Raw genomic sequence first — 20,672 nt, 5'->3', positions numbered from 1 at the left:
ATTCACATTTAATTAACGGAGTATTTACTACTTTTGCAATTCCAAAAACAAAAGAATTGCCAAAAATAGGAAACATACAACTGCCTGATTTTCCATTGCTTTTAGCGCCCATGGAAGACGTTAGCGACCCTCCATTCCGCGCACTTTGCAAAGAGCAGGGGGCCGATGTGGTTTTTACTGAATTTATCTCTTCGGAAGGGCTTATTCGCGATGCCGCCAAAAGCGTAATGAAGCTGGATATTTACGAAAAGGAACGCCCCGTTGGAATCCAGATTTTTGGTGCCGTTTTGGAGTCTATGCTTCGCAGTGTAGAAATAGTTGAAGCCAGCGGCCCAGATATGATTGATATTAATTTTGGCTGTCCGGTGAAAAAAGTAGTTTCAAAAGGCGCCGGCGCAGGTATTTTGAAAGATATTGATTTAATGGTGAGCTTAACTGAAGCAATGGTAAAGCATACCAAACTTCCCGTTACAGTAAAAACGCGATTGGGTTGGGATCACGATTCCATTAAAATTATGGAAGTTGCCGAACGTTTGCAGGATGTAGGCTGCCAAGCTCTTTCCATTCACGGTCGTACGCGTGCGCAAATGTATAAAGGAGACGCCGATTGGAAACCCATTGCCGATGTAAAAAACAACCCGCGAATGCACATTCCCATCTTTGGGAACGGCGATGTTGATTCTTCAGAAAAAGCGATGGAAATGCGCGACAAATACGGTTTGGATGGCGCCATGATAGGCCGTGCCAGCATAGGTTATCCGTGGTTTTTTAAGGAGGTGAAACACTATTTTAAAACGGGCGAACACTTACCGCCGCCAACAATGGCTGAGCGTGTTTATGCAGCTAAACGTCATTTACAAATGGCTATAGACTGGAAAGGCGAAACCCTTGGCGTTTTTGAAACCCGCCGCCATTATACAAACTATTTTAAGGGCATCCCAAACTTTAAGGAATACCGAATGAAAATGGTTACAAGCGATGATTCTGCTTCGGTTTTTGAAGCTTTTGAGGAGGTTTTGGAAGTATTTGGGGATTATGAGTTTGCTTAAATTGATTAGGAATTTTAAGTGTTTTAATTTATAAATCCTTTTACCTTTGAAGATCAAAATATCCTCATGCAGCCGCTCAAGATACTCAACACCCATTATATTTCTCACAACGTTAAATGCTTTGTACTAGAAAAACCATCAGGGTTTACTTATACTCCGGGACAATCGGCACGTATTTCCATCAATTTGCCAAACTGGAAGGACCAAATCCGTCCATTTACATTTACGTCGTTACAGCATTGGGAATACTTAGAATTCATCGTAAAAATTTACGAAGATCACAAAGGTGTAACTTCGCAAATGGGCAGATTAAAGACTGGTGACGAACTGTTACTCCACGATGTTTACGGCACAATCAAGTATAAAGGTCCCGGTATATTTATAGCTGGCGGTACGGGAATCACCCCTTTTATTGCAATATTTAGAGCGCTTTTTGAAAGTGGAAATCTGCGGAATCTCGCACTTTTGTATTCCAACAAAACCAAGGAAGACATAATTTTACACGATGAATTAACGAAAATGTTGGGGCCAGCCTACAGAAATGTTTTCACTCAAGAAGGGGTAATTGGCTTTCGCGAACGCAGAATTGATCGAAAATTTCTTATTGAAACAATCGGAAGTTTCGATTCGCGATTCTATGTTTGTGGTCCTAAAAAATTTACAGAAGAAATTTGTAAAGCATTGGTGAGCTTGGGTACAAACCCCGAATATCTAATAGTTTAAATATTTTCTGATAATAGTATAATTGTGCTTTTTCAGAATTAAATTAACAGCTTCTCCCGAACTCTACTCGATGCAATTTTTGAAGCGATAATTCCTAACACACTAATCGTTACAAAAACAATTACAATATTCAGTAACTCTAATTTTACAGGATAGGGAAGGGTACTGGTTATAGCTACAAACTCAAATTTAAGTTGTGCCATTACGGCTAGAATTCCCAAGAAAATTCCGAACGAACCTCCAAGCACGGTCATTAAGGTACCTTGAAGAAAGAAGATACGACGGATTTCTGGCAATGAAGCACCCAAGTTGTAGAGTGTTTTTATGTTTTTTCGCTTGTCTAATACCATCATAATTATGGAACCAATTACGTTGAAAAGGGCAATTATCAATACCAAAGTGAAGATTAAATATACCGCGATATTTTCGGTATTGAGCATTTTATAAAGCGTGTCGTTTTGCTGAATTCTGTTTTTGATAGTAATACCTTCTGGAAAAATTTTTTCAATTTCGCTTCGCACTTTGTCTTCTGTTGCCGTAGGTGAAAGTTTTATTTCAATAGAAGAAATTTTAGTACTATCTAAGGACAGCAAATTTCTAGCAAATTCTAAGTCGGAAAAAACATATTTTGCATCCAGTTCCTCGTTTACTTGGTACACCCCGGAAACTACTACATTTTCTTTTGTGAAAGCATCTGTTGGATCCAGTGCATTGAGTTGTCCCGTCCCCGGTTTTGGAACGTAAATTTCCAAAAGTGCGCCATAATCGCGCACTCCCAACGATAGTTTCGCAATGATAGAAAGCCCTACTACAACTTCATTTTGGTTTCTAACAAACCAATCGCCATAGTACATTATACTGTCTAGCTGCGTTACTTTTCCATAAAGTGAATCTACACCTTTAATATAGGCGATGTGGTTTTTTCCTTTATAATGAAGAAAAATTCGTTCTTCGATTATTTCTGAAAAGGTTTCAATGCCTTCAATATCGTTTAACTCATTTCTCTGGGCTTCGGTAAATAATATTGTTTTACCGTTTTTGGGAATTATTTTAAGATCGCTGTCAAAAATATTCGTAAACTGAAGACTAAAGTCTTTTAGTCCCGAAAAGCCCGAAAGCACTATGAACAAGCACATGGCTCCCACAACCACGCCCACCGCCGCGATGCCCGTAATAATATTAATAGCATTGTTACTGCTTTTTGAAAACAAATAACGCTTGGCGATGTAGAGCGAAAAATTCAAGTTATGACTTTTTTCGTTTCGGAAGTAAATCCGGATTTTTTAAAGGATTATCTTCACCTTTTACTGCCTTGTCTATCTTTTCAATATATTCCAACGAATCGTCGTTATAAAAGGAAAGATCCGGCATTTTACGCAGTTGGTTCTTGGTAAGCTGTGCAATTTGATGTTTTATAGTTGGTTTTAATTTGTTTAGTTCAACCACAATACCATCGGCTTTATCTGCTGGAAATACACTTACATATACTTTCGAAATAGAAAGATCTGTGGTAACCGTTACCTTACTTACAGAAATTATTATGCCCGTTTGTCCGGCTTCGCGAAGCATATTTTGCAACACGTTTGCGAGGTCGTTTTGTAAAACACTCGCAATTTTCTTTTGTCTATTACTTTCTTCCATACTGCAAAAATAGAATATAAAACCATACAATAGGTTAATGAAGCTTGGAGCTTGGTGAAATTCAATGCGATTAAGTTTGTATTTTTGAACTACTAAATTGAAAATATGGAGAAAATAGAACACATAGGTATTGCGGTTAAAAATATTAAAGATGCAAATAAAATATACGAAGTCTTACTGGGAGCCGCTCCGTACAAAAGTGAAAAGGTGGAAAGTGAAGGAGTGGAAACTTCCTTTTTTCAGTGTGGGGAAAGTAAAATAGAACTTTTGGAAGCGTTAAACCCCGATAGTCCGATTGCAAAATTTATTGAAAAAAGAGGCGAGGGCATACATCACATTGCATTTGCGGTAAAAGATATTGAAGCAGAAATGGCCCGTTTAAAAAAAGAAGGCTTTGTATTGCTAAACGAAAAACCCAAAAGAGGCGCTGATAATAAATGGGTTGCTTTTATTCACCCAAAGTCTGCAAATGGAGTTTTGGTAGAGCTTTGCCAAGAAATTGAGAATAACTAAAAATAGTTTTGTGGTATTTGGAAAGTGTTTTACCTTTGCGAACCTTAAATTCGTCCTTTTTAGGATTAGGCATTAACTTAAGATTTGGTAGTTAATTGAAATATTGATAGTATAACGGTCCCATAGCTCAGCTGGTTAGAGCACCTGACTCATAATCAGGGGGTCCATGGTTCGAGCCCATGTGGGACCACTTTTTTAGTCTGAAACTTTATTGTTTACAAATTGTTGTTATTGCAATTTGAATTTGGCGAGAAGTTTACACTGAGCGCAGTCGAAGTGAGCCCATGTGGGACCACTTTTTCAATTGAAAAATTATTGCACCCTTTAGAATTATGCAATTTTTACTGCTATAACGAGTTATTACAATACGATTTTCTATATTTAATTTTTAATACGTAAATTTTATTATTTTAGATTTATTATAGCAATCCCCAATCGATAATTCTGTTTAATGCTATCAAACATTTATCTTTTAATGTTTTTGGTTGTGCAGGCTAGAGAAGATGTGCCACCACCAAATGATCCACCACCCCCCGGTCCCCAATTACCAATTGATGATTCGTTATGGATTTTAATTGTGGCTGGTCTAATTTATGGAATCTATATAGTTTACAAACATCGCAAAGCTATAAATAAGGCGTCATAAGATTTTTTATGTACTTCCCAATAATATCAAATTCTAAATTTACTTCGCTTCCCACGTTAATTGTTTTAAAATTGGTATTCTCAAAAGTATAGGGAATAATAGCTACACTAAAAGCTTCCTTTTTAGAATTTACCACAGTTAAACTAACGCCATTAACAGTAATAGATCCTTTTTCAACAGTGCCGAAATTTGTATTGTTATATTGAAAAGTAAAAACCCAACTGCCACTTTTATTTTCAATTTGAGTACAAGTAGCTGTGCCATCCACATGTCCTTGAACCATATGCCCATCTAAACGGTCGCCGAGTTTCATGGCTCTTTCTAAATTTACCAACGAACCAATTTTTAGATTTTTAAGATTTGTTTTATCCAAAGTTTCTTTAATAGCGGTAACCACATACGATGCTTCGTGTATTTTTACAACAGTTAAACACACCCCATTGTGCGAAACGCTTTGGTCTATTTTAAGTTCCTGCGACAGTGAACTTGCTACTTCAATATGAAGATTTTCACCTTCGCGGGTAAGTTGGGCAATTTCGCCAACGGTTTCAATAATTCCTGTAAACATTGTAGTATTTGGTTACATTTGTACTGCAAAAGTAACAATTTAAAAAGCCAAACGTAATGAGCGCAGAAGATAAAATAGTGGTGGGTATTTCCATAGGCGATATAAATGGCATTGGAAGTGAAGTAATTCTAAAAACATTTGAAGATTCGCGTATGTTAGAGTTTTGCACGCCCGTTATTTTTGCTTCGGTTAAGTTGCTGTCTTTCTTTAAAAAACACTTCGAAACTGATATAAACTTTCACGGAATAGATAAAATTGAAGATTGCATTCCCAAGAAAATAAACGTATTAAACGTTTGGAAAGAACACGTAGATGTAAAATTTGGTGAAGAAACACCCGCTGGCGGCGAATATGCCATTAAATCGTTAAAGGCCGCTGTAGAAGCATTAAAAGCTGAAAAAATTGACGCCTTGGTTACCGCGCCTATTAATAAAGCTAACATACAGTCAGAAAATTTTAACTTCCCGGGCCATACAGATTATTTGGCACAGGAACTAGAAGGGGAGAGTTTAATGCTATTAATTTCTGAAAACTTGCGTGTGGGGTTACTTACAGACCATGTACCCGTAAAGGACGTAGCCAAAAATATAGATCGCGCACGTATCGATAAAAAAATAAATACAATTTACCATACCTTAATTGAAGACTTTGGAATTGAAAAACCAAAAGTAGCGGTTTTGGGTATTAATCCCCACACTGGCGATAATGGAGTTATTGGAGACGAAGACGACACTATTTTGCGCCCCGCCTTAGACAATATCCGAAAAAATGGCAAAATGGTCTTTGGGCCCTATGCTGCCGATAGCTTTTTTGGTTCGGGCAACTATAAAAATTTTGATGCAATTATTGCGTCGTACCACGATCAAGGTTTAATACCGTTTAAAACGTTGGCTTTCGGAAAGGGAGTAAATTTTACCGCGGGACTTAACCGCATACGCACTTCGCCAGATCACGGAACAGCTTTCGATTTAGCAGGAAAAAATGAAGCCAATTTTGAGTCTTTTCGCGAAGCGGTTTTTAGCGCAGTTTCAATTTACAAAACACGCGAACAATACAAAGAAATTTCAAAAAATCCGCTCCAGACAAATCGCAAAAGAGGGTTCTCAAAAAAGAAATAAAAAAATGAATTGCTATTGAAATATTTTTTTATCTTTGCACCCGCCTTATCCGTAAGGTTAAGGTCTTAAATAGGTGTGAAAATGAAGGATTTGAAAGAGTTTACCATCCCTTTCGTAGGGTTGAAATTAGGAAAACACCAGTTTAACTTTGAATTAAAAAAAGCGTTCTTTGAGCATTTTGAGTATGACGAATTTAATGACGCTGCCATTAATCTCGACGTACAGCTGGAAAAAATGAGCACGTTGCTCGAGATTACATTAACATTTAATGGGTCTGTAAACGTTGCTTGCGATACAACAAATGAGCCTTTTGATCAAGAAATTGCCGGCTCGTATAATTTTGTTGTAAAATTTGGTGAGGAATATAATGATGAAAATGAAGATTTGCTCATTTTGCCTCACGGAAGTTACGAAGTAAACATCCAGCAATACGTTTATGAATCTGTTGTGTTGGCTATGCCCTCACGAAAAATTCATCCGGGAATTGCAGACGGCACATTAAAAAGCGATATACTCGATAAACTTGAAGAATTAAGTCCGAAGGCCATAGATCAAGAAGAACTGCCCGAAGACAACAATACCGATCCCCGATGGGATTCATTAAAAAAACTATTAACGGATAAATAATAAATAGCAATGGCACATCCAAAGAGAAAAATCTCGAAAACAAGAAGAGATAAGAGAAGAACGCATTACAAAGCTACTGCACCTACGCTTGCAACAGACCCAACAACGGGTGAGTCGCATCTTTTCCACAGAGCACACTGGCACGAAGGCAAGATGTACTACCGCGGTCAAGTTGTAATTGATGCAACTGAGCAGGTAGAAGCTTAATATATTTTAAACATACTCAAAACTCTCACATTCCCGTGAGGGTTTTTTTGTTTTTTAACTTTACAATAAGTCAAAAACAACTTAATTAGTGCCGAATTTCAAGTAAAATTTAGTATTTTTCACTCTTTTTAAAGATTTTTGGTCTTTTTTGTGAATTTTAATTCAGCCTTATGAATACTATCACGGCAGCTATTACCGCTGTAGGGAGCTACGTTCCAGATTATGTTCTTTCCAACAAAGTACTGGAAACTATGGTAGATACCAACGACGAGTGGATTACCTCCAGAACCGGAATTAAGGAAAGGAGAATACTAAAGGATAAAGACAAAGGAACTTCCTATCTTGCTATCCAAGCGGCCAAAGACCTTCTCCAAAAAAGCAATACAGACCCTGCCGAAATAGATATGGTAATCATGGCAACCGCAACGCCAGATATGCCCGTGGCAGCCACAGGAGTTTATGTGGCTACACAAATTGGTGCCGTAAATGCATTTTCTTTTGACCTAGTTGCAGCTTGTTCCAGTTTTCTGTTCGGAATGTCAACGGCCGCGCGATATATTGAATCAGGAAAATACAAAAAGGTGCTTCTAATTGGCGCAGACAAAATGTCGTCTATAATAGATTATACCGATAGAACAACATGCATTATATTTGGTGATGGCGGCGGCGCAGTTCTATTTGAACCAAACACAGAAAACCTTGGTGTAAAAGACGAATACCTTCGTACCGATGGTATAGGCAGGCCATTTTTAAAAATTGATGCTGGCGGCTCTTTGCTTCCGGCTTCAAATGAAACGGTGGCCAACAAACAACACTTTGTCTTTCAGGAGGGAAAAACAGTTTTTAAATTCGCCGTTTCGAATATGGCAGACGTTTGCGAAAAGGTAATGAAAAACAATAACCTTACAGGCCAAGATGTAGACTGGCTTGTGCCGCATCAGGCTAACAAGCGTATTATTGATGCAGCTGCTTCGCGAATGAAATTGCCCGATGATAAGGTAATGATAAACATTCACAAATACGGCAATACTACTTCTGCTACGTTGCCACTGTGTTTGGCCGATTATGAAAAACAACTTAAAAAGGGCGATAATTTAATATTCGCCTCATTCGGAGGAGGATTTACTTGGGGCGCTGTTTATGTAAAATGGGCCTACGATACTAATTAACTTTATAACCAACGCAAAAGACTAAATTTTATAATATGGATTTAAAAGACATTCAAAACTTGATCAAGTTTGTGGCGAAAAGTGGCGCCAGCGAAGTAAAACTTGAAACGGAAGACATAAAGATCACAATTAAAACAGGATCTGAAGACACTAAAGGAGAAACTACTTACATTCAGCAAATACCAACGATGGGGCAACCGCAAATGCAAATGCAACAACCCCAAGCCGCGGCAACTCCACAGGCTGAAACGGCAACAGAAGCTCCTGCCACCAAAACCGATTCTAAATACATAACTATTAAGTCGCCAATAATTGGTACTTTCTACAGAAAACCCGCTCCAGACAAACCCGTTTTTGTTGAAGTTGGCGATACAATTAACGTAGGCGATGTGCTTTGCGTAATTGAAGCAATGAAACTTTTTAACGAAATAGAAAGCGAAGTTTCTGGTAAAATAGTAAAGGTTTTGGTAGACGATTCTTCACCGGTAGAATTCGACCAACCTTTGTTTTTAGTAGATCCGTCGTAAATATAAACTCCAAATCACAAATTCCAAATTCCAAAAATAGTGGGATTTGAAAAATTTGGGATTTGTTATTTAAGAAACGTTATGTTCAAAAAAATATTAATTGCAAATAGGGGCGAAATAGCACTGCGAATAATTCGTACCTGCCGCGAGATGGGTATTAAATCTGTTGCAGTTTATTCTACCGCCGATGAGGAAAGTTTACATGTGCGTTTTGCAGATGAAGCCGTTTGCATTGGGCCACCAGCCAGTAATCTTAGCTACCTTAAAATGTCTAATATAATTGCCGCTGCCGAAATTACAAACGCAGACGCAATTCACCCTGGCTATGGTTTTCTTTCTGAAAATGCTAAATTTTCAAAAATCTGTCACGAACACGGTATAAAATTTATTGGGGCTTCCCCCGACATGATTGAGCGCATGGGCGACAAAGCTTCGGCCAAAGCAACTATGAAGGCTGCTGGAGTACCCACAGTTCCCGGGAGCGAAGGTATTATTGAAGATTTTGAGCAATGTGAAAAACTGGCCGAAGAAGTTGGTTATCCAGTAATGCTTAAAGCTACTGCAGGTGGTGGTGGTAAAGGAATGCGCGCTGTTTGGAAAAAGGAAGAGCTTAAAAAAGCTTGGGACAGTGCTCGCCAAGAAGCCGCTGCAGCCTTCGGAAACGACGGCATGTATATGGAAAAACTTATTGAAGAGCCACGCCATATAGAAATTCAAATTGTAGGCGATAGTAGCGGTAAAGCTTGCCATTTAAGCGAACGCGATTGTTCTATTCAGCGTCGCCATCAAAAACTTACCGAAGAAACCCCAAGCCCATTTATGACGAAAAAACTTCGAACAGAAATGGGGAATGCCGCTGTAAAAGCAGCTGAATACATAAAATACGAAGGCGCCGGTACCATAGAATTTTTGGTAGATAAACACCGAAATTTCTACTTTATGGAAATGAATACGCGTATTCAGGTAGAACACCCAATTACCGAACAGGTGATTGATTACGACTTAATAAGAGAGCAAATTTTAGTGGCTGCTGGAATTCCAATTTCTGGTAAAAATTACACGCCACAATTACACTCAATAGAATGTAGAATTAACGCCGAAGACCCGTACAACGACTTCCGTCCGTCACCCGGAAAAATAACGGTTTTACACGCACCCGGAGGACACGGTGTACGTTTAGATACGCACGTTTATGCGGGATATACCATTGTGCCGTATTACGATTCTATGATCGCTAAACTAATTACCACTGCACAAACTCGCGAAGAAGCTATTAGCAAAATGAAACGCGCTTTAGACGAATTCGTTATTGAAGGTATAAAAACCACAATTCCATTTCACCGTCAATTAATGGACGATCCAAATTATGTGGCAGGAAACTATACCACGGCTTTTATGAATACGTTTAAAATGGACGAGCCCGAGGAGGAATAATTCTTTAAAATACCAAATAACAAGCACCAAATTCCAAAAAACTTACCTTTGGAATTTGGTGCTTTTTTTAATTCTTAACATTCTACTTTAAATGAGGGTTAGAGAGAATGGATTCCTACCTATATTTGTTTAAACAGAAACAAAATGAACCTTTCTTTTTGGGAGCATAAAACCTGGTTTTCTAATATAGATTTTGCTGTTATTGGCAGCGGAATTGTAGGCATAAATTGTGCACTTGCTCTGCGTAAAAAATTTCCAAAAAGTAAAATTGTAGTGTTTGAACGCGGTACACTTCCCAGTGGCGCTAGTACAAAAAATGCTGGATTTGCCTGCTTCGGAAGTATTTCTGAAATATTAGACGACCTAAAAAACCATTCGGAAGAAGAAGTAGTTGAGCTTGTAAAAAATAGGGTGGAGGGCTTAAAATTATTGCGAAATACACTTGGCGATAAGCAATTGGATTATCAAGAAAATGGCGGCTACGAACTTTTCACTAACGAAGATGCTGAACTTTTTGAAACTTGTAAATCAAAAACTGCTTATGTAAATGAGCTGTTGAGACCTATTTTTAATGCTGAAGTTTTTTCAGAAAAAGAAAACCCTTTCGGATTTAAAAATATTCAACCAAACCTCATATTCAGCAAATTTGAAGGTCAGATTAATACCGGAAAAATGATACTCGGGCTAATCAAAAAAGCTTCCGAAGAAAACATATTGATTTTAAATGCTACCGAAATCACCAACATTATAGATACAGGCGAAAATGTTTCACTTCAATTGAATTCCTCGGAAAATATTTCGGTAAAAAAAGTTTTTATTGCAACAAATGGGTTTGCGAAACAATTTTTAAAAGAAGATGTTACCCCAGCAAGAGCGCAGGTTTTAGTAACGAAACCCATTAAAAACCTCGCCATAAAAGGAACCTTTCATTTGGAAAAGGGATATTATTACTTCAGAAATATTGAAAACAGAATCCTACTTGGAGGCGGACGAAATCTAGATTTTAAAGCAGAAGAAACCACCGAAATGGAGTTGACACAACTGGTGCAAAACAAGTTGGAGCAATTACTTAAAACCGTAATTTTACCGAACCATAATTTTGAAACTGATCAACGTTGGAGCGGCATTATGGGCATTGGAAAACAGAAAAAACCAATTTTAAAAAACGTGTCCAACAATGTATTCTGTGGCGTACGACTGGGCGGAATGGGTGTTGCAATAGGAAGTTCTATTGGCAACCAATTAGCAAATTTATATGATTAAAAAACTTTTCAGATTTATATTTAAACTTATACTCTGGTTTATTGGGCTTACAGTTTTATGGGTGCTTATTTACAAATTTGTCCCAGTGCCTTATACGCCATTAATGGTAATTCGCGCCGTAGAAGGTAGCAAAGAGTATAAAACGCGACATGACTGGGTGCCAATTGAAGAAATTTCTCCATACTTGCAATTGGCAGTTATATGCGCCGAGGATCAAACCTTTTTGAGCCATAATGGGTTTGATAGGGAAGCTATTGAAAAGGCATTAAAGCACAACGAAAAAGGTAAGAAAATTAGAGGAGGCAGTACTATTTCGCAACAAACAGCAAAAAATGTCTTTTTATGGCCTGACCGGACGTGGTTCCGAAAAGGCCTAGAGGCATATTTTACCTTGCTCATCGAAAATATTTGGAGCAAAGAGCGAATTTTAGAAGTATATTTAAACAGCATTGAAATGGGGGAGGGCGTGTTTGGCGCCGAAGCAGCCTCACAATTTTGGTTTAAAAAGTCGGCAAAAAACTTAAAAGCAGAAAACGCTGCTGCAATCGCAGCAATATTGCCCAGTCCACAACGCTATAGTGCCAATCCACCAGGATCATATGTGGCGAGACGCACCCAATGGATTTTGAGACAAATGCGTTATTACGGTCCTTTTAGCCTAGAGAAACAACAACCAAAAGATACTAATAAGAAGCAAAAAAAATGACCGCAGTAGAACTAAAAACCGAATTGTTGCAACACTGCCAAAAACAGGTTGACAACCGTTACTCCAAAATAAAACAAACCATTGAGGCAATTGAAGAATCGCTGCTTGAAGAATCTAAAAGTAGCAGCGGCGACAAACATGAAACTGGTAGGGCAATGCTTCAAATAGATAGGGAAAACGCGGGAAAGCAACTTCACGAAATTGAAAAAATAGCACAACTTCTCAAAAAAATTGATGTAAATACTACTTCAGATTATGCGCGATTGGGCAGTTTGGTTTATACCGATAAGTTTGCCTATTACATTAGTATTTCTATTGGTAGCGTTGAAATAGATGAAACAGATTATCTCTGTGTGGCGCTAAATTCGCCGGTTGGTTTGCTTATTTCTGGAAAACGGAAGGGCGATGAATTTACACTGAATGGAAATCTATTTAAGATTAAAAAGGTGAAATAAAATGCTCTTTAAAATGTAGTAGCCTTTAAAACCTTTGGTATTTTTTCGCTCATTGTAAGTAGCCATTTTAATTGTTCTCTAACCAGATGGGCTTCTTCCAATTTTGAGACAAAGGCAGCAGATTTTTGTATCTTTTCTACTTCTGTAGGTTTTAGGTTATTACCGAAAGTTGCTTCAAATAAATCCTCAAGATTGTGGGAGTCTTCCAAAGTTTCAGATACGGTTTTACTCTCCAAAATTGATTCTGCCAACAATAGATTTTGAACTATTCTTGAAGCGATGGTATTAAAATTCTCCGAGGCTGGAGTAGTTGGGTTGTTTATAATATAGGTACTCAAAGAGGCTAATGACGCTAAAAAAGTGTGATTAAGCATGGCAATTTCGTATATTTTATCAATATTTTTTCGTCGGGATTTTGGCTCCTGGGTCATACGTTGAAATGCCGAACTTAAGTCTGACATTTCTAAGAATGCTTTTTTTCGTGCTACTTTATAATCATCAGATACATCTCCTTTATTATTATAAAAAGCTATAATTTCCTGTAAATAAATACGATTAGCTTTTACGGTTTCTACTAAGGTATTTTGCAGACTGTGTATTTCCCACGCGGGCCAAAGCAGCAAATTACCGAGGGTTGCCAAGCCGGCTCCGATTATTGTGTCTGTTACGCGAAACTGGATAACATTAAAAACATCTGGGCTAAGCAATGCATAAATAAAAACCACACTTAAGGTAATAAAGGTGGCTGAAGCTTTGTAATTGCGTTGTACCATTGAAAAGGCAATAACTAACGAGGTTATGGCTAAAATGCCATAAACGGTGGTATTTTTGGTGATTAAAACAATTGCTACCGCCAAGGCTCCGCCAATTAACGTACCAATAGTTCTTTCCTTTGAACGCGTTTTTGTTAGCCCAAACGTAGGCCGCATGATAACGATTAAGGTTAGTAATATCCAATACGGATTTTGAACCGCAAAAACAATTCCCACGGCATACCCAATCATTGTCATAGTAGCGAGCCGAAGTGAATGTTTAAAAATGGTAGACCGTAGATTAAAATTTTCGACCAAAATTTCAAAATCGTAATTTTGTTTGGTTAAAAACCTCTTTGCGTTTTCACTTTTTATAAATGGAATTTGTTGGCGATCCGGATTGCCGAGCAACCATTCTATCTTTTCTATTTTTTTTACTTGCTCTTTTTGATATTTATAAAGGTTTCGGAGCATTAATAAATCATCAGTATATCCATCTTCTGAAGCAAAAACATCGTCTTTTACTCTTTGTAAAAATGATTCGATACTGTGGTTTTTTCGAAGTCGTTTCGGTTTCGAAAGAAAATTAGAAATTACCCGTAACCTATCGCTCATTGCAAATAACAAACCTTGGAAATCTGCTAATTGTTGCGGTTTCTTTTTAAAGAGCGCATCGGTTTTTGAATAATTTACCGGATTGGCCATAGCTAGCTCAAGCATATCTACCAATTGTATAAAAATGAGCATTCTTTTGCCTTCGTAATCAGATTTTCCCGATCCCGCTCTGCTCGAAATTAATATATCGCGTAGGGTTTCGTGAATGGAGGTAAGCTCTGTTTGCGTATTTAAAAGTTGTTTTAGCAACTCAGACCTGTCATTATTTTCTACAACCAATTCGCCACGGGTATGTAAATAATCTGCGGTAAGCCGAAGTGTTTTTGAAAGATAATATTCTGTAGCAGCTTTCGGAAAAATATAATGTCTGAGCAAGGAAAGCCCAACGTACCATAGTCCGCCAATACCAATTAAAAGCGATCTTTCATAAGGTTGCATATCTACTGAAACGTTCGAAAAACTTAGCACCAGGGCCAAAAGACCTGAGAAGCTAATAAGCGATGCCCGAAACCCATAGATTGAAATATATGAAATGAAGAACAATAATATTCCCAAAATTGGAAATAGAAACCACAACGAAAGATGTAAATAGCCTCCTATAAAACTAACAAGCATTGCGAGCAAAGTAGCCAATAAAAGACCAGTTATTTTGTGTCTGATACTGCCGCTAATATCACTGGGCGAAGCGAGCATTGCGCCAATAGTAATTGTAATTCCTATGGAAAGAACGTTAAATTTAATGCCAAGAAGTATAGGCACAGTAAGTGCAATTCCTAGTAAAATAGCTCTCGAAAAATCGGTACTACTAAAGTATTCCGAAAGATCTTTGAGCGATTCCTTAACGATGTTTTCAGAATTTTTCAAACGGGTTAAATTGGCTAGCAGCAAAGATATTCACTACATAATGCAAGTTCGTTAATCTTTTCAAAAAAGAAAATTTGTTATTGTTTTATTAAATAAAAGTTTGGAGTGGTTGTTTGTGTTTTAAAGTATTAAATTTAAGCAAATCACAAATTGCCTTACTATGAAAAATAAAACTATATCACTGAAAGAACGACCAAGCGGAAAGCCTACTCTAAATAATTTTGAAATATCTGAAGAAGAAGTGCCAAAACCAAAGGATGGGGAGCTATTATTACAAGCAAAGTACGTTTCTGTAGATCCGTATTTGCGGGGTCGGATGCGCGATCAAAAATCGTACATTCCGCCGTTCGAGCTTGGTAAACCGTTAGAGTCTGGCATTATTGCTGAAGTTCTGGAATCTAACAACAAAAATTTTACGAAAGGCGAATTCGTCAATGGAATGCTTCAGTGGAAAAAATTTCAAACTTCAAACGGAAATGGACTTAATAAAGTTGACCGAAAACACGCTCCCCTAAAAACCTATTTGGGCGTATTGGGATTAACTGGTTTAACGGCCTATTTAGGATTGGAAAAAATAGGAAAACTTCAAAAAGGTGAAACACTGCTAGTATCTGGAGCTGCCGGTGCTGTAGGAAGTGTGGTGGGACAAATAGGAAAAATAAAAGGCTGCCGTGTTGTGGGCATAGCTGGAAGCGAAGAAAAAATTGATAGAATTCAAGAGAAATTTGGGTTTGATGCTGCCATTAATTACAAGACTACAACAAATATTAATAAGGCGGTTGCGGCTGCCTGCCCCAATGGCGTTGATGTTTATTTTGACAATGTTGGTGGTGAAATTTTAGATGCCGCACTTGTAAATATGAATAGGTACGGAAGAGTTATTAATTGCGGTGCCATCTCACTTTACAATAAAACTGAAACACCAACTGGACCCCGAGTTGAACCGCTACTTATTAAAAACAGTATTTTAATGCAGGGTTTTATTGTACGCGATTTTGTAAAAGATTTTGGTCCTGCCCAAAAACAACTTGCAAAATGGATGGAGGAAGATAAACTCACCTATTTGGAAACCGTTGTTGAGGGTTTTGAAAATATTCCACAGGCTTTTATAGATTTATTTGATGGTAAAAACAAGGGAAAAATGATTGTTGTAGTGTAAAATATAATGTACGTATATAAACTACATTAACGGTGTAAAAGGTCTAATTCGTTTCATGTTTATATCATACCCGCGATTTAAGAGTAAAAACGTAAAAATTGGTTACGTCCAAAATTCACACTTTTATCGCTAATTTTTTTTATTAAAAAACGAAAGAAAATAAACGTTATTTGTTGCGAGCGAATCGCGATGATTAAAAAAGATTGTCTGCGCGTTCCAATGGCTTTCAATAAGATAATGGTCACCTTTAAAGTAGCTTTGTATAATTGATACTTCAAGCTTGGTTTTTTTGTCAGAAATATTTAATTGATGTGGAAAGACAACTATTGTTTCATCAGTTTTAGTTTTACAGAATAATTTTTTTGGAAGAATATTCGCCTCGCCAAAAAATCCCGCTTGATATTCGGTTTTAACATTATTATAGATAAATTCAGGGGTGCCGAGCATTTCATTGGAACCATCTTTCAACATTAAAATTTGATCAGAATATGCCAAAGCTTCATCACTTTCGTGGGTTGCGGTAATGCAACTAATCTGCTTTTCTTTTAAGTAATTATAAATTTTTCGCTGAAGTTTATTCTTTCTAAAAGTATCAATATTGCTGAAAGGCTCGTCCAGTAAAAGAATTTCGGGTTTGTTTGCCAATGCTTTTGCCAAGGCCACCCGTTGTTTTTGACCGCCACTAAGATTTTTAACCAAAGTATTTTTAAAGGCTTCCATTTCTACCACTTCAAGCAGAGTGTTTATTCGCTGTGTATCTTTTTCCTGATTTAGGCCAGAAAGATGCGATGCTAAATTTTCGGCTACCGTGGTAAAAGGCATAATATTAAATTCCTGCGCTACAAGTTTCATAAACGTTTCACCCGGAATAAGCGTTTTTGTTGGTCCGAGTAATTTTTTCCCATTGTAAAAGATACTTCCGAATTCTAAATGAAGCAATCCGTAAATAAGATGCAAAACGGTAGATTTTCCGCAGCCGCTTTCTCCAAGTATGCTGAGGTGCTCACCGGGTTTTAACGTGAAATATATGTTTGTTAATATTGTTCTTTCGGAATAGGAAAAGGAATCTATTTCAACTTTTAGCATCGCCCAGGTTTATTTTGCTATAATTCCCTTGCTATTAACTACTGGCAGTTGAACTGTTTTTTCTTCAGCAATACTATTGGGAGCAAAGGTGAATTTTCGTTCTAAGAGTAAATTTTCAGCAAAGAAAGTTACCAAATATTCATTGGTGAATGCTAATACTTCATCTGAGATAAATTCTATTTTAATCGCGGATTTTGGAGCTACATTACCTAAGTTGCGGCGTAAGGTTGTTGTTTTTTTATCTGCGTTATTTCCCCGAGAAAGTACCAGAACGGTGTCAACCTTTTCTTCGCGATTGTTTATAAAATACACGTTCCACAGCGCTGCCGAAATAGATTCATCCCATTCGTTTTTGGCAACTATATAAATGTTTTCAGCTTGCGGAATTACAATATCTTTTTGCATAGCTAATCGTCAATTTTCCACATAATCCAAACTGCTAAAAGGGCAATTGCTGCAACTCCCAATAAAATGGAACCGATTATAATTTTAATTGCCGCAATTACAAAAGTTAAATATGCAACGGTTAAACCAACAATTACAAGGAGCGCGATGATAAAATATTTTTTCATAAACTGAGGGTTTAAATACTTGCGAAATTTATAATGTGTAAAAATGTTAGTTAAAGCACACTTTTAAATTGGTCTAAAAAGCGAATGTCGTTTTCGCTGAACATTCTAATATCTGGAATTTGGTGCAACAGCATTGCTATTCGGTCTATGCCTACGCCAAAAGCAAATCCGGAGTAAACTTCGGGGTCAATGCCGCAATTTTTAAGAACGTTGGGATCTACCATTCCACAGCCACCAATTTCTAACCAGCCGGTTCCTTTTGTAATTTTATAATCTGTTTCGGTTTCCAAACCCCAATAAACATCAACTTCGGCGCTGGGCTCAGTAAAGGGAAAGTAGGAGGGACGAAGACGGATTTTAGATTTTCCGAACATTTCAGTAGTGAAATATTGCAGCGTTTGCTTAAGGTCTGCGAAGCTTACACCTTTATCAACGTACAAACCTTCCACTTGATGAAAAAAGCAGTGCGAACGTGCCGAGATAGCTTCATTTCGGTAAACACGACCGGGCGATATTGTGCGAATTGGCGGTTTGTTGTTTTCCATATATCGCACTTGAACAGACGAAGTATGGGTGCGCAGCAAAACATCCGGATTGGTTTGCACAAAAAACGTGTCCTGCATATCGCGGGCGGGGTGATATTCCGGTAAATTTAAAGCAGTGAAGTTATGCCAGTCGTCCTCTATTTCGGGACCTTCAGAAACATTAAAACCAATGCGTAAAAAAATATCTATTATTTTGTTTTTAACAATAGAGATAGGATGACGTGCACCTAACGGAATAACTTCACCCGGTCGGGAAAGATCGCCGTAAATGCCTTTAACTTCTGTGCTGTTTTCGAGAGCTTCCCTTAGCGAATCTACTTTATTTTGGGCTGCATTTTTAAGCGTGTTTATAACTTGCCCAAATTCTTTTTTCTGGGCATTGGGCACATTTTTAAACTCGGCGAAAAAGTTGTTTAAAATTCCTTTTTTGCCCAAATATTTTATGCGGAAGTTTTCTATTTCTTCTTTATTGGTGGAAGAGAAATCCTGTACTTCGGCTATGTGTTTTTTTAGTGTGTTTATCATTACTAAATTTTCTAAGGAAAAATATTTTAGTTAATTACATTCTTTTCAACAAAATACTGTACAATAGCCTCTTTCATTAAAACGCTTTGTTCGCCAGCTTTTAATGGTGGTAATTGTTCTAAAACAATGTAATGCGGCCAGCCTTCATCGTCAAAATAATCAAACTTGTAATAGCCATACGGTTCAAGAAGGCGGCAGATGGCTATGTGCATTAAGTTTAATTTTTCGTCTTTTTTAAACTTTCGGTGAACTTGCCCCAATTCCTGCAAACCAACCAAATAAATTATAGCGTCCAAATCTAGAGTATCTCCATCGGCAAAGCGGTTGCTAAGTAGCTTTACCACTGCTTCCCACTGCATTTTTAATTGTTCGTCTCGTGCCATTTTAATACAAAAATTAATTTGCAAAGATACTGGTTTAAAATTTCAAATAGCAAATATCAAAATTTAAAGAAATAGCAAAAACGAAGGTTGTTTTAAATGATTATGATAGCAAAATGATTTTATAATCAATTTAGAAGGTTTTGTTTTAAAATCGCCAATTTTTAATTCAGAATTTTGAAAATGGTATATTTATCAAAAATTTAAAAACATGAATACTATCGACATCGTTCTTGGAATTATTTTAATAATTGCCTTTTTCTTAGGTTTCAGAAAGGGAATTTTAAGATCGTTAGCTTCGTTAATTGGTCTGGTGGCAGGGGTTTATAGTGCCATGTTTTTTTCAGATTACGTACGTGTTTATATTGAAAAATGGTTTAACTGGAGTGAAGATTTAACCAGTATAGCCTCTTTTTTAATCACGTTTTTTTTAATTATGTTCCTCTTTGCCCTGCTTGGAAGACTATTAACAAAGATGGCTGATTTTGCAATGATGGGTATTGTAAACAAACTTTTTGGCGGAGTTTTTAATGCGCTAAAATATGCCTTTTTGGTAAGCGTGGTTTTTATGTTTGTAAATGCATCTGAAGATTACCGAATACTTTCGCCCGAGCAACGAGACGATTCTATTTTATACACTCCCGTTGCTGCCATGGCACCGGCTATTCTTCCTGCAATAATGAAAGAAGTGGATGATTTAAATATTGAACTTCCCGAAATAAACACGCCACTAGAAAATGAAACGGTTAAAGATAGTATTGAGTAATCGCTTTACAATTGTTTTAAATCTGTGGCAGGAATCCAGCCATCTTTGCCGTCGGCGAGTGTAATGCGATACCAATTGCCATCCTGGGCAGCAATTTGAACCTTTGTGCCTTCGTGAAGAGTAAATGCGGCGCTGCTCCCCATAGATGGTTCGGTTTTTACTTCAATTTCACTTGCAAAAATTATGGCGGGTTGTTTATTGGTGAAATCGGCATAGGTAAAAAATGCCATCGTTAACGAAGCAACCAAAAATATTCCCGCAACCATGGAACTGGCAAAAAGCAAACGCTTTCTTTTTTCGATATAAGCGAAATAATAAAAAAGAAACAGAGCCACAAAAAGGATTGAAAAAACTACTGCCAGGATTGCCCACCCATTAAATGTAAAAATTCCTGCAATACTTGAATACCATTTCGAAAAAACGGTTTGGGGCAAAGGTTCTATTGAATCAATTCGCGCGTTTTCGGCAAAGGCGAGATTATTTTTTATGTCGGAATCATTGGGAGCAAGTTGAAGTGCTTTTTCATAATAATACACACTCGGACCAATTTGGTTAAGTTTGTACTGGGCATTTCCTATATTGAAATACAGCTCCGCAGAATGTTGGCCCTTGTCCAAAATCTGCATCCATGCGTTTATGGCTTGTTGGTATTTTCCATTTTTATATAGATCTTTTCCTTGGTCGAAAAGATTTTCGTTTTGAGCAATACTCGAGAAAGAAACGAGTAAAATTAATAGGTACAGCAGCTTTTTCATCTTCTTC

At 37.4% G+C, this 20,672-nt stretch carries 25 protein-coding genes and 1 tRNA gene; 16 read left to right on the top strand and 10 right to left on the bottom strand.

Going from position 1 to position 20,672, the window contains the following annotated elements:
- The first annotated feature begins 56 nt into the window (after window positions 1-56).
- Both dusB and VZD24_RS04270 read left to right on the top strand, forming a co-directional pair.
- Window positions 57-1,049, top strand: a complete 993-nt coding sequence (gene dusB, locus VZD24_RS04275; RefSeq protein WP_279449618.1) for a tRNA dihydrouridine synthase DusB — start codon at window positions 57-59, stop codon at window positions 1,047-1,049.
- Window positions 1,050-1,115: 66 nt separating this feature from the next.
- Window positions 1,116-1,772: an FAD-binding oxidoreductase gene (locus VZD24_RS04270; protein WP_279449619.1), complete on the top strand. Its 657-nt coding sequence runs from the start codon at window positions 1,116-1,118 to the stop codon at window positions 1,770-1,772.
- Window positions 1,773-1,810: 38 nt separating this feature from the next.
- Here VZD24_RS04270 and VZD24_RS04265 read toward each other — a convergent pair whose 3' ends face one another.
- Window positions 1,811-3,016, bottom strand: coding sequence for an ABC transporter permease (locus VZD24_RS04265; protein ID WP_342686772.1), 1,206 nt, complete (start codon window positions 3,014-3,016; stop codon window positions 1,811-1,813).
- A 1-nt stretch (window position 3,017) separates the two neighbouring features.
- Window positions 3,018-3,413: a 30S ribosome-binding factor RbfA gene (gene rbfA / locus VZD24_RS04260; protein WP_279449621.1), complete on the bottom strand. Its 396-nt coding sequence runs from the start codon at window positions 3,411-3,413 to the stop codon at window positions 3,018-3,020.
- Window positions 3,414-3,518: 105 nt separating this feature from the next.
- On the opposite strand from rbfA, the gene mce reads away from it, so the two are divergent.
- The 3 genes from mce to VZD24_RS04245 all read left to right on the top strand — a co-directional run bounded on the left by mce (window position 3,519) and on the right by VZD24_RS04245 (window position 4,572).
- Window positions 3,519-3,926 carry a methylmalonyl-CoA epimerase gene (gene mce / locus VZD24_RS04255; protein ID WP_279449622.1) on the top strand — a complete coding sequence of 136 codons (408 nt, stop codon included), beginning with the start codon at window positions 3,519-3,521 and terminating at the stop codon, window positions 3,924-3,926.
- Between the two features lie 116 nt (window positions 3,927-4,042).
- Window positions 4,043-4,116 (top strand) — tRNA-Ile (locus VZD24_RS04250).
- A 261-nt stretch (window positions 4,117-4,377) separates the two neighbouring features.
- Window positions 4,378-4,572, top strand: a complete 195-nt coding sequence (locus tag VZD24_RS04245; protein WP_279449623.1) for an Fjoh_0651 family PID-CTERM protein — start codon at window positions 4,378-4,380, stop codon at window positions 4,570-4,572.
- On the opposite strand, the gene VZD24_RS04240 is transcribed toward VZD24_RS04245, so the two are convergent.
- A complete protein-coding gene (locus VZD24_RS04240; RefSeq protein WP_279449624.1) occupies window positions 4,553-5,140 on the bottom strand; it encodes a riboflavin synthase in 588 nt (195 codons plus the stop codon). The two genes, VZD24_RS04245 and VZD24_RS04240, sit on opposite strands and share 20 nt — an antisense overlap.
- 56 nt (window positions 5,141-5,196) lie before the next feature.
- Between VZD24_RS04240 and pdxA the strand changes: the two genes are divergently transcribed.
- From pdxA to VZD24_RS04195, 9 genes are all read left to right on the top strand, one after another.
- On the top strand, window positions 5,197-6,258 hold the full coding sequence (gene pdxA, locus VZD24_RS04235) for a 4-hydroxythreonine-4-phosphate dehydrogenase PdxA (RefSeq protein WP_342686773.1): 1,062 nt from the start codon (window positions 5,197-5,199) through the stop codon (window positions 6,256-6,258).
- Between the two features lie 81 nt (window positions 6,259-6,339).
- Complete coding sequence (locus VZD24_RS04230; protein WP_279449626.1) at window positions 6,340-6,885, top strand: YceD family protein; 546 nt, start codon at window positions 6,340-6,342, stop codon at window positions 6,883-6,885.
- A 9-nt stretch (window positions 6,886-6,894) separates the two neighbouring features.
- Window positions 6,895-7,092 carry a 50S ribosomal protein L32 gene (gene rpmF / locus VZD24_RS04225; protein ID WP_062620449.1) on the top strand — a complete coding sequence of 66 codons (198 nt, stop codon included), beginning with the start codon at window positions 6,895-6,897 and terminating at the stop codon, window positions 7,090-7,092.
- A gap of 170 nt (window positions 7,093-7,262) precedes the next feature.
- Window positions 7,263-8,261, top strand: a complete 999-nt coding sequence (locus tag VZD24_RS04220; protein WP_279449628.1) for a beta-ketoacyl-ACP synthase III — start codon at window positions 7,263-7,265, stop codon at window positions 8,259-8,261.
- Window positions 8,262-8,296: 35 nt separating this feature from the next.
- On the top strand, window positions 8,297-8,788 hold the full coding sequence (gene accB, locus VZD24_RS04215; protein ID WP_279449629.1) for an acetyl-CoA carboxylase biotin carboxyl carrier protein: 492 nt from the start codon (window positions 8,297-8,299) through the stop codon (window positions 8,786-8,788).
- A gap of 81 nt (window positions 8,789-8,869) precedes the next feature.
- Window positions 8,870-10,222, top strand: a complete 1,353-nt coding sequence (gene accC / locus VZD24_RS04210; RefSeq protein WP_279449630.1) for an acetyl-CoA carboxylase biotin carboxylase subunit — start codon at window positions 8,870-8,872, stop codon at window positions 10,220-10,222.
- Window positions 10,223-10,366: 144 nt separating this feature from the next.
- Window positions 10,367-11,485: an NAD(P)/FAD-dependent oxidoreductase gene (locus tag VZD24_RS04205; RefSeq protein WP_342686774.1), complete on the top strand. Its 1,119-nt coding sequence runs from the start codon at window positions 10,367-10,369 to the stop codon at window positions 11,483-11,485.
- Window positions 11,478-12,191, top strand: a complete 714-nt coding sequence (mtgA, locus tag VZD24_RS04200; protein WP_279449632.1) for a monofunctional biosynthetic peptidoglycan transglycosylase — start codon at window positions 11,478-11,480, stop codon at window positions 12,189-12,191. The genes VZD24_RS04205 and mtgA overlap by 8 nt, the downstream gene beginning before the upstream one ends.
- Window positions 12,188-12,646 carry a 3-oxoacyl-ACP synthase gene (locus tag VZD24_RS04195; RefSeq protein WP_279449633.1) on the top strand — a complete coding sequence of 153 codons (459 nt, stop codon included), beginning with the start codon at window positions 12,188-12,190 and terminating at the stop codon, window positions 12,644-12,646. The genes mtgA and VZD24_RS04195 overlap by 4 nt, the downstream gene beginning before the upstream one ends.
- An 8-nt stretch (window positions 12,647-12,654) precedes the next feature.
- On the opposite strand, the gene VZD24_RS04190 is transcribed toward VZD24_RS04195, so the two are convergent.
- Window positions 12,655-14,877, bottom strand: coding sequence for an FUSC family protein (locus tag VZD24_RS04190; protein ID WP_342686775.1), 2,223 nt, complete (start codon window positions 14,875-14,877; stop codon window positions 12,655-12,657).
- Between the two features lie 160 nt (window positions 14,878-15,037).
- Here VZD24_RS04190 and VZD24_RS04185 point away from each other — a divergent pair, with 160 nt between their 5' ends.
- Complete coding sequence (locus VZD24_RS04185) at window positions 15,038-16,036, top strand: NADP-dependent oxidoreductase (RefSeq protein ID WP_279449635.1); 999 nt, start codon at window positions 15,038-15,040, stop codon at window positions 16,034-16,036.
- A gap of 129 nt (window positions 16,037-16,165) precedes the next feature.
- Here the strand turns inward: VZD24_RS04185 and VZD24_RS04180 are convergent, their stop codons facing one another.
- Genes VZD24_RS04180 through VZD24_RS04160 form a run of 5 tightly spaced genes read right to left on the bottom strand, consistent with a single transcriptional unit; the run spans window position 16,166 to window position 19,147 of the window.
- Window positions 16,166-17,122 carry an ABC transporter ATP-binding protein gene (locus VZD24_RS04180; RefSeq protein ID WP_279449636.1) on the bottom strand — a complete coding sequence of 319 codons (957 nt, stop codon included), beginning with the start codon at window positions 17,120-17,122 and terminating at the stop codon, window positions 16,166-16,168.
- A gap of 9 nt (window positions 17,123-17,131) precedes the next feature.
- Window positions 17,132-17,527, bottom strand: a complete 396-nt coding sequence (locus tag VZD24_RS04175; protein ID WP_342686776.1) for a hypothetical protein — start codon at window positions 17,525-17,527, stop codon at window positions 17,132-17,134.
- Window positions 17,528-17,529: 2 nt separating this feature from the next.
- Window positions 17,530-17,694, bottom strand: coding sequence for a hypothetical protein (locus tag VZD24_RS04170; protein ID WP_279449638.1), 165 nt, complete (start codon window positions 17,692-17,694; stop codon window positions 17,530-17,532).
- Window positions 17,695-17,744: 50 nt separating this feature from the next.
- Window positions 17,745-18,764: a phenylalanine--tRNA ligase subunit alpha gene (gene pheS / locus VZD24_RS04165; RefSeq protein ID WP_342686777.1), complete on the bottom strand. Its 1,020-nt coding sequence runs from the start codon at window positions 18,762-18,764 to the stop codon at window positions 17,745-17,747.
- A gap of 26 nt (window positions 18,765-18,790) precedes the next feature.
- Window positions 18,791-19,147, bottom strand: coding sequence for a hypothetical protein (locus VZD24_RS04160; RefSeq protein WP_279449640.1), 357 nt, complete (start codon window positions 19,145-19,147; stop codon window positions 18,791-18,793).
- 208 nt (window positions 19,148-19,355) lie between these two features.
- Between VZD24_RS04160 and VZD24_RS04155 the strand changes: the two genes are divergently transcribed.
- Window positions 19,356-19,910 carry a CvpA family protein gene (locus tag VZD24_RS04155; RefSeq protein WP_279449641.1) on the top strand — a complete coding sequence of 185 codons (555 nt, stop codon included), beginning with the start codon at window positions 19,356-19,358 and terminating at the stop codon, window positions 19,908-19,910.
- A 5-nt stretch (window positions 19,911-19,915) separates the two neighbouring features.
- Here VZD24_RS04155 and VZD24_RS04150 read toward each other — a convergent pair whose 3' ends face one another.
- Complete coding sequence (locus tag VZD24_RS04150) at window positions 19,916-20,665, bottom strand: tetratricopeptide repeat protein (RefSeq protein ID WP_342686778.1); 750 nt, start codon at window positions 20,663-20,665, stop codon at window positions 19,916-19,918.
- Window positions 20,666-20,672 lie beyond the last annotated feature (7 nt).

This window comes from Aequorivita flava (assembly GCF_038742595.1).
GTDB classification, from domain to species: domain Bacteria; phylum Bacteroidota; class Bacteroidia; order Flavobacteriales; family Flavobacteriaceae; genus Aequorivita; species Aequorivita marisscotiae.
The sequence above is the reverse complement of the archived record's forward strand: the minus strand, read 5'-3'. Positions and strand labels throughout refer to the sequence as shown.

Excerpts from the sequence above, each read along its gene's own strand:
- VZD24_RS04270 (WP_279449619.1), top strand. The coding sequence starts at position 1,116 with ATGCAGCCGCTCAAGATACTCAACACCCATTATATTTCTCACAACGTT.
- rbfA (WP_279449621.1), bottom strand. The coding sequence starts at position 3,413 with ATGGAAGAAAGTAATAGACAAAAGAAAATTGCGAGTGTTTTACAAAAC.
- mce (WP_279449622.1), top strand. The coding sequence starts at position 3,519 with ATGGAGAAAATAGAACACATAGGTATTGCGGTTAAAAATATTAAAGAT.
- VZD24_RS04245 (WP_279449623.1), top strand. The coding sequence starts at position 4,378 with ATGCTATCAAACATTTATCTTTTAATGTTTTTGGTTGTGCAGGCTAGA.
- VZD24_RS04240 (WP_279449624.1), bottom strand. The coding sequence starts at position 5,140 with ATGTTTACAGGAATTATTGAAACCGTTGGCGAAATTGCCCAACTTACC.
- pdxA (WP_342686773.1), top strand. The coding sequence starts at position 5,197 with ATGAGCGCAGAAGATAAAATAGTGGTGGGTATTTCCATAGGCGATATA.
- VZD24_RS04230 (WP_279449626.1), top strand. The coding sequence starts at position 6,340 with ATGAAGGATTTGAAAGAGTTTACCATCCCTTTCGTAGGGTTGAAATTA.
- rpmF (WP_062620449.1), top strand. The coding sequence starts at position 6,895 with ATGGCACATCCAAAGAGAAAAATCTCGAAAACAAGAAGAGATAAGAGA.
- VZD24_RS04220 (WP_279449628.1), top strand. The coding sequence starts at position 7,263 with ATGAATACTATCACGGCAGCTATTACCGCTGTAGGGAGCTACGTTCCA.
- accB (WP_279449629.1), top strand. The coding sequence starts at position 8,297 with ATGGATTTAAAAGACATTCAAAACTTGATCAAGTTTGTGGCGAAAAGT.
- accC (WP_279449630.1), top strand. The coding sequence starts at position 8,870 with ATGTTCAAAAAAATATTAATTGCAAATAGGGGCGAAATAGCACTGCGA.
- VZD24_RS04205 (WP_342686774.1), top strand. The coding sequence starts at position 10,367 with ATGAACCTTTCTTTTTGGGAGCATAAAACCTGGTTTTCTAATATAGAT.
- mtgA (WP_279449632.1), top strand. The coding sequence starts at position 11,478 with ATGATTAAAAAACTTTTCAGATTTATATTTAAACTTATACTCTGGTTT.
- VZD24_RS04195 (WP_279449633.1), top strand. The coding sequence starts at position 12,188 with ATGACCGCAGTAGAACTAAAAACCGAATTGTTGCAACACTGCCAAAAA.
- VZD24_RS04185 (WP_279449635.1), top strand. The coding sequence starts at position 15,038 with ATGAAAAATAAAACTATATCACTGAAAGAACGACCAAGCGGAAAGCCT.
- VZD24_RS04180 (WP_279449636.1), bottom strand. The coding sequence starts at position 17,122 with ATGCTAAAAGTTGAAATAGATTCCTTTTCCTATTCCGAAAGAACAATA.
- VZD24_RS04175 (WP_342686776.1), bottom strand. The coding sequence starts at position 17,527 with ATGCAAAAAGATATTGTAATTCCGCAAGCTGAAAACATTTATATAGTT.
- VZD24_RS04170 (WP_279449638.1), bottom strand. The coding sequence starts at position 17,694 with ATGAAAAAATATTTTATCATCGCGCTCCTTGTAATTGTTGGTTTAACC.
- pheS (WP_342686777.1), bottom strand. The coding sequence starts at position 18,764 with ATGATAAACACACTAAAAAAACACATAGCCGAAGTACAGGATTTCTCT.
- VZD24_RS04160 (WP_279449640.1), bottom strand. The coding sequence starts at position 19,147 with ATGGCACGAGACGAACAATTAAAAATGCAGTGGGAAGCAGTGGTAAAG.
- VZD24_RS04155 (WP_279449641.1), top strand. The coding sequence starts at position 19,356 with ATGAATACTATCGACATCGTTCTTGGAATTATTTTAATAATTGCCTTT.
- VZD24_RS04150 (WP_342686778.1), bottom strand. The coding sequence starts at position 20,665 with ATGAAAAAGCTGCTGTACCTATTAATTTTACTCGTTTCTTTCTCGAGT.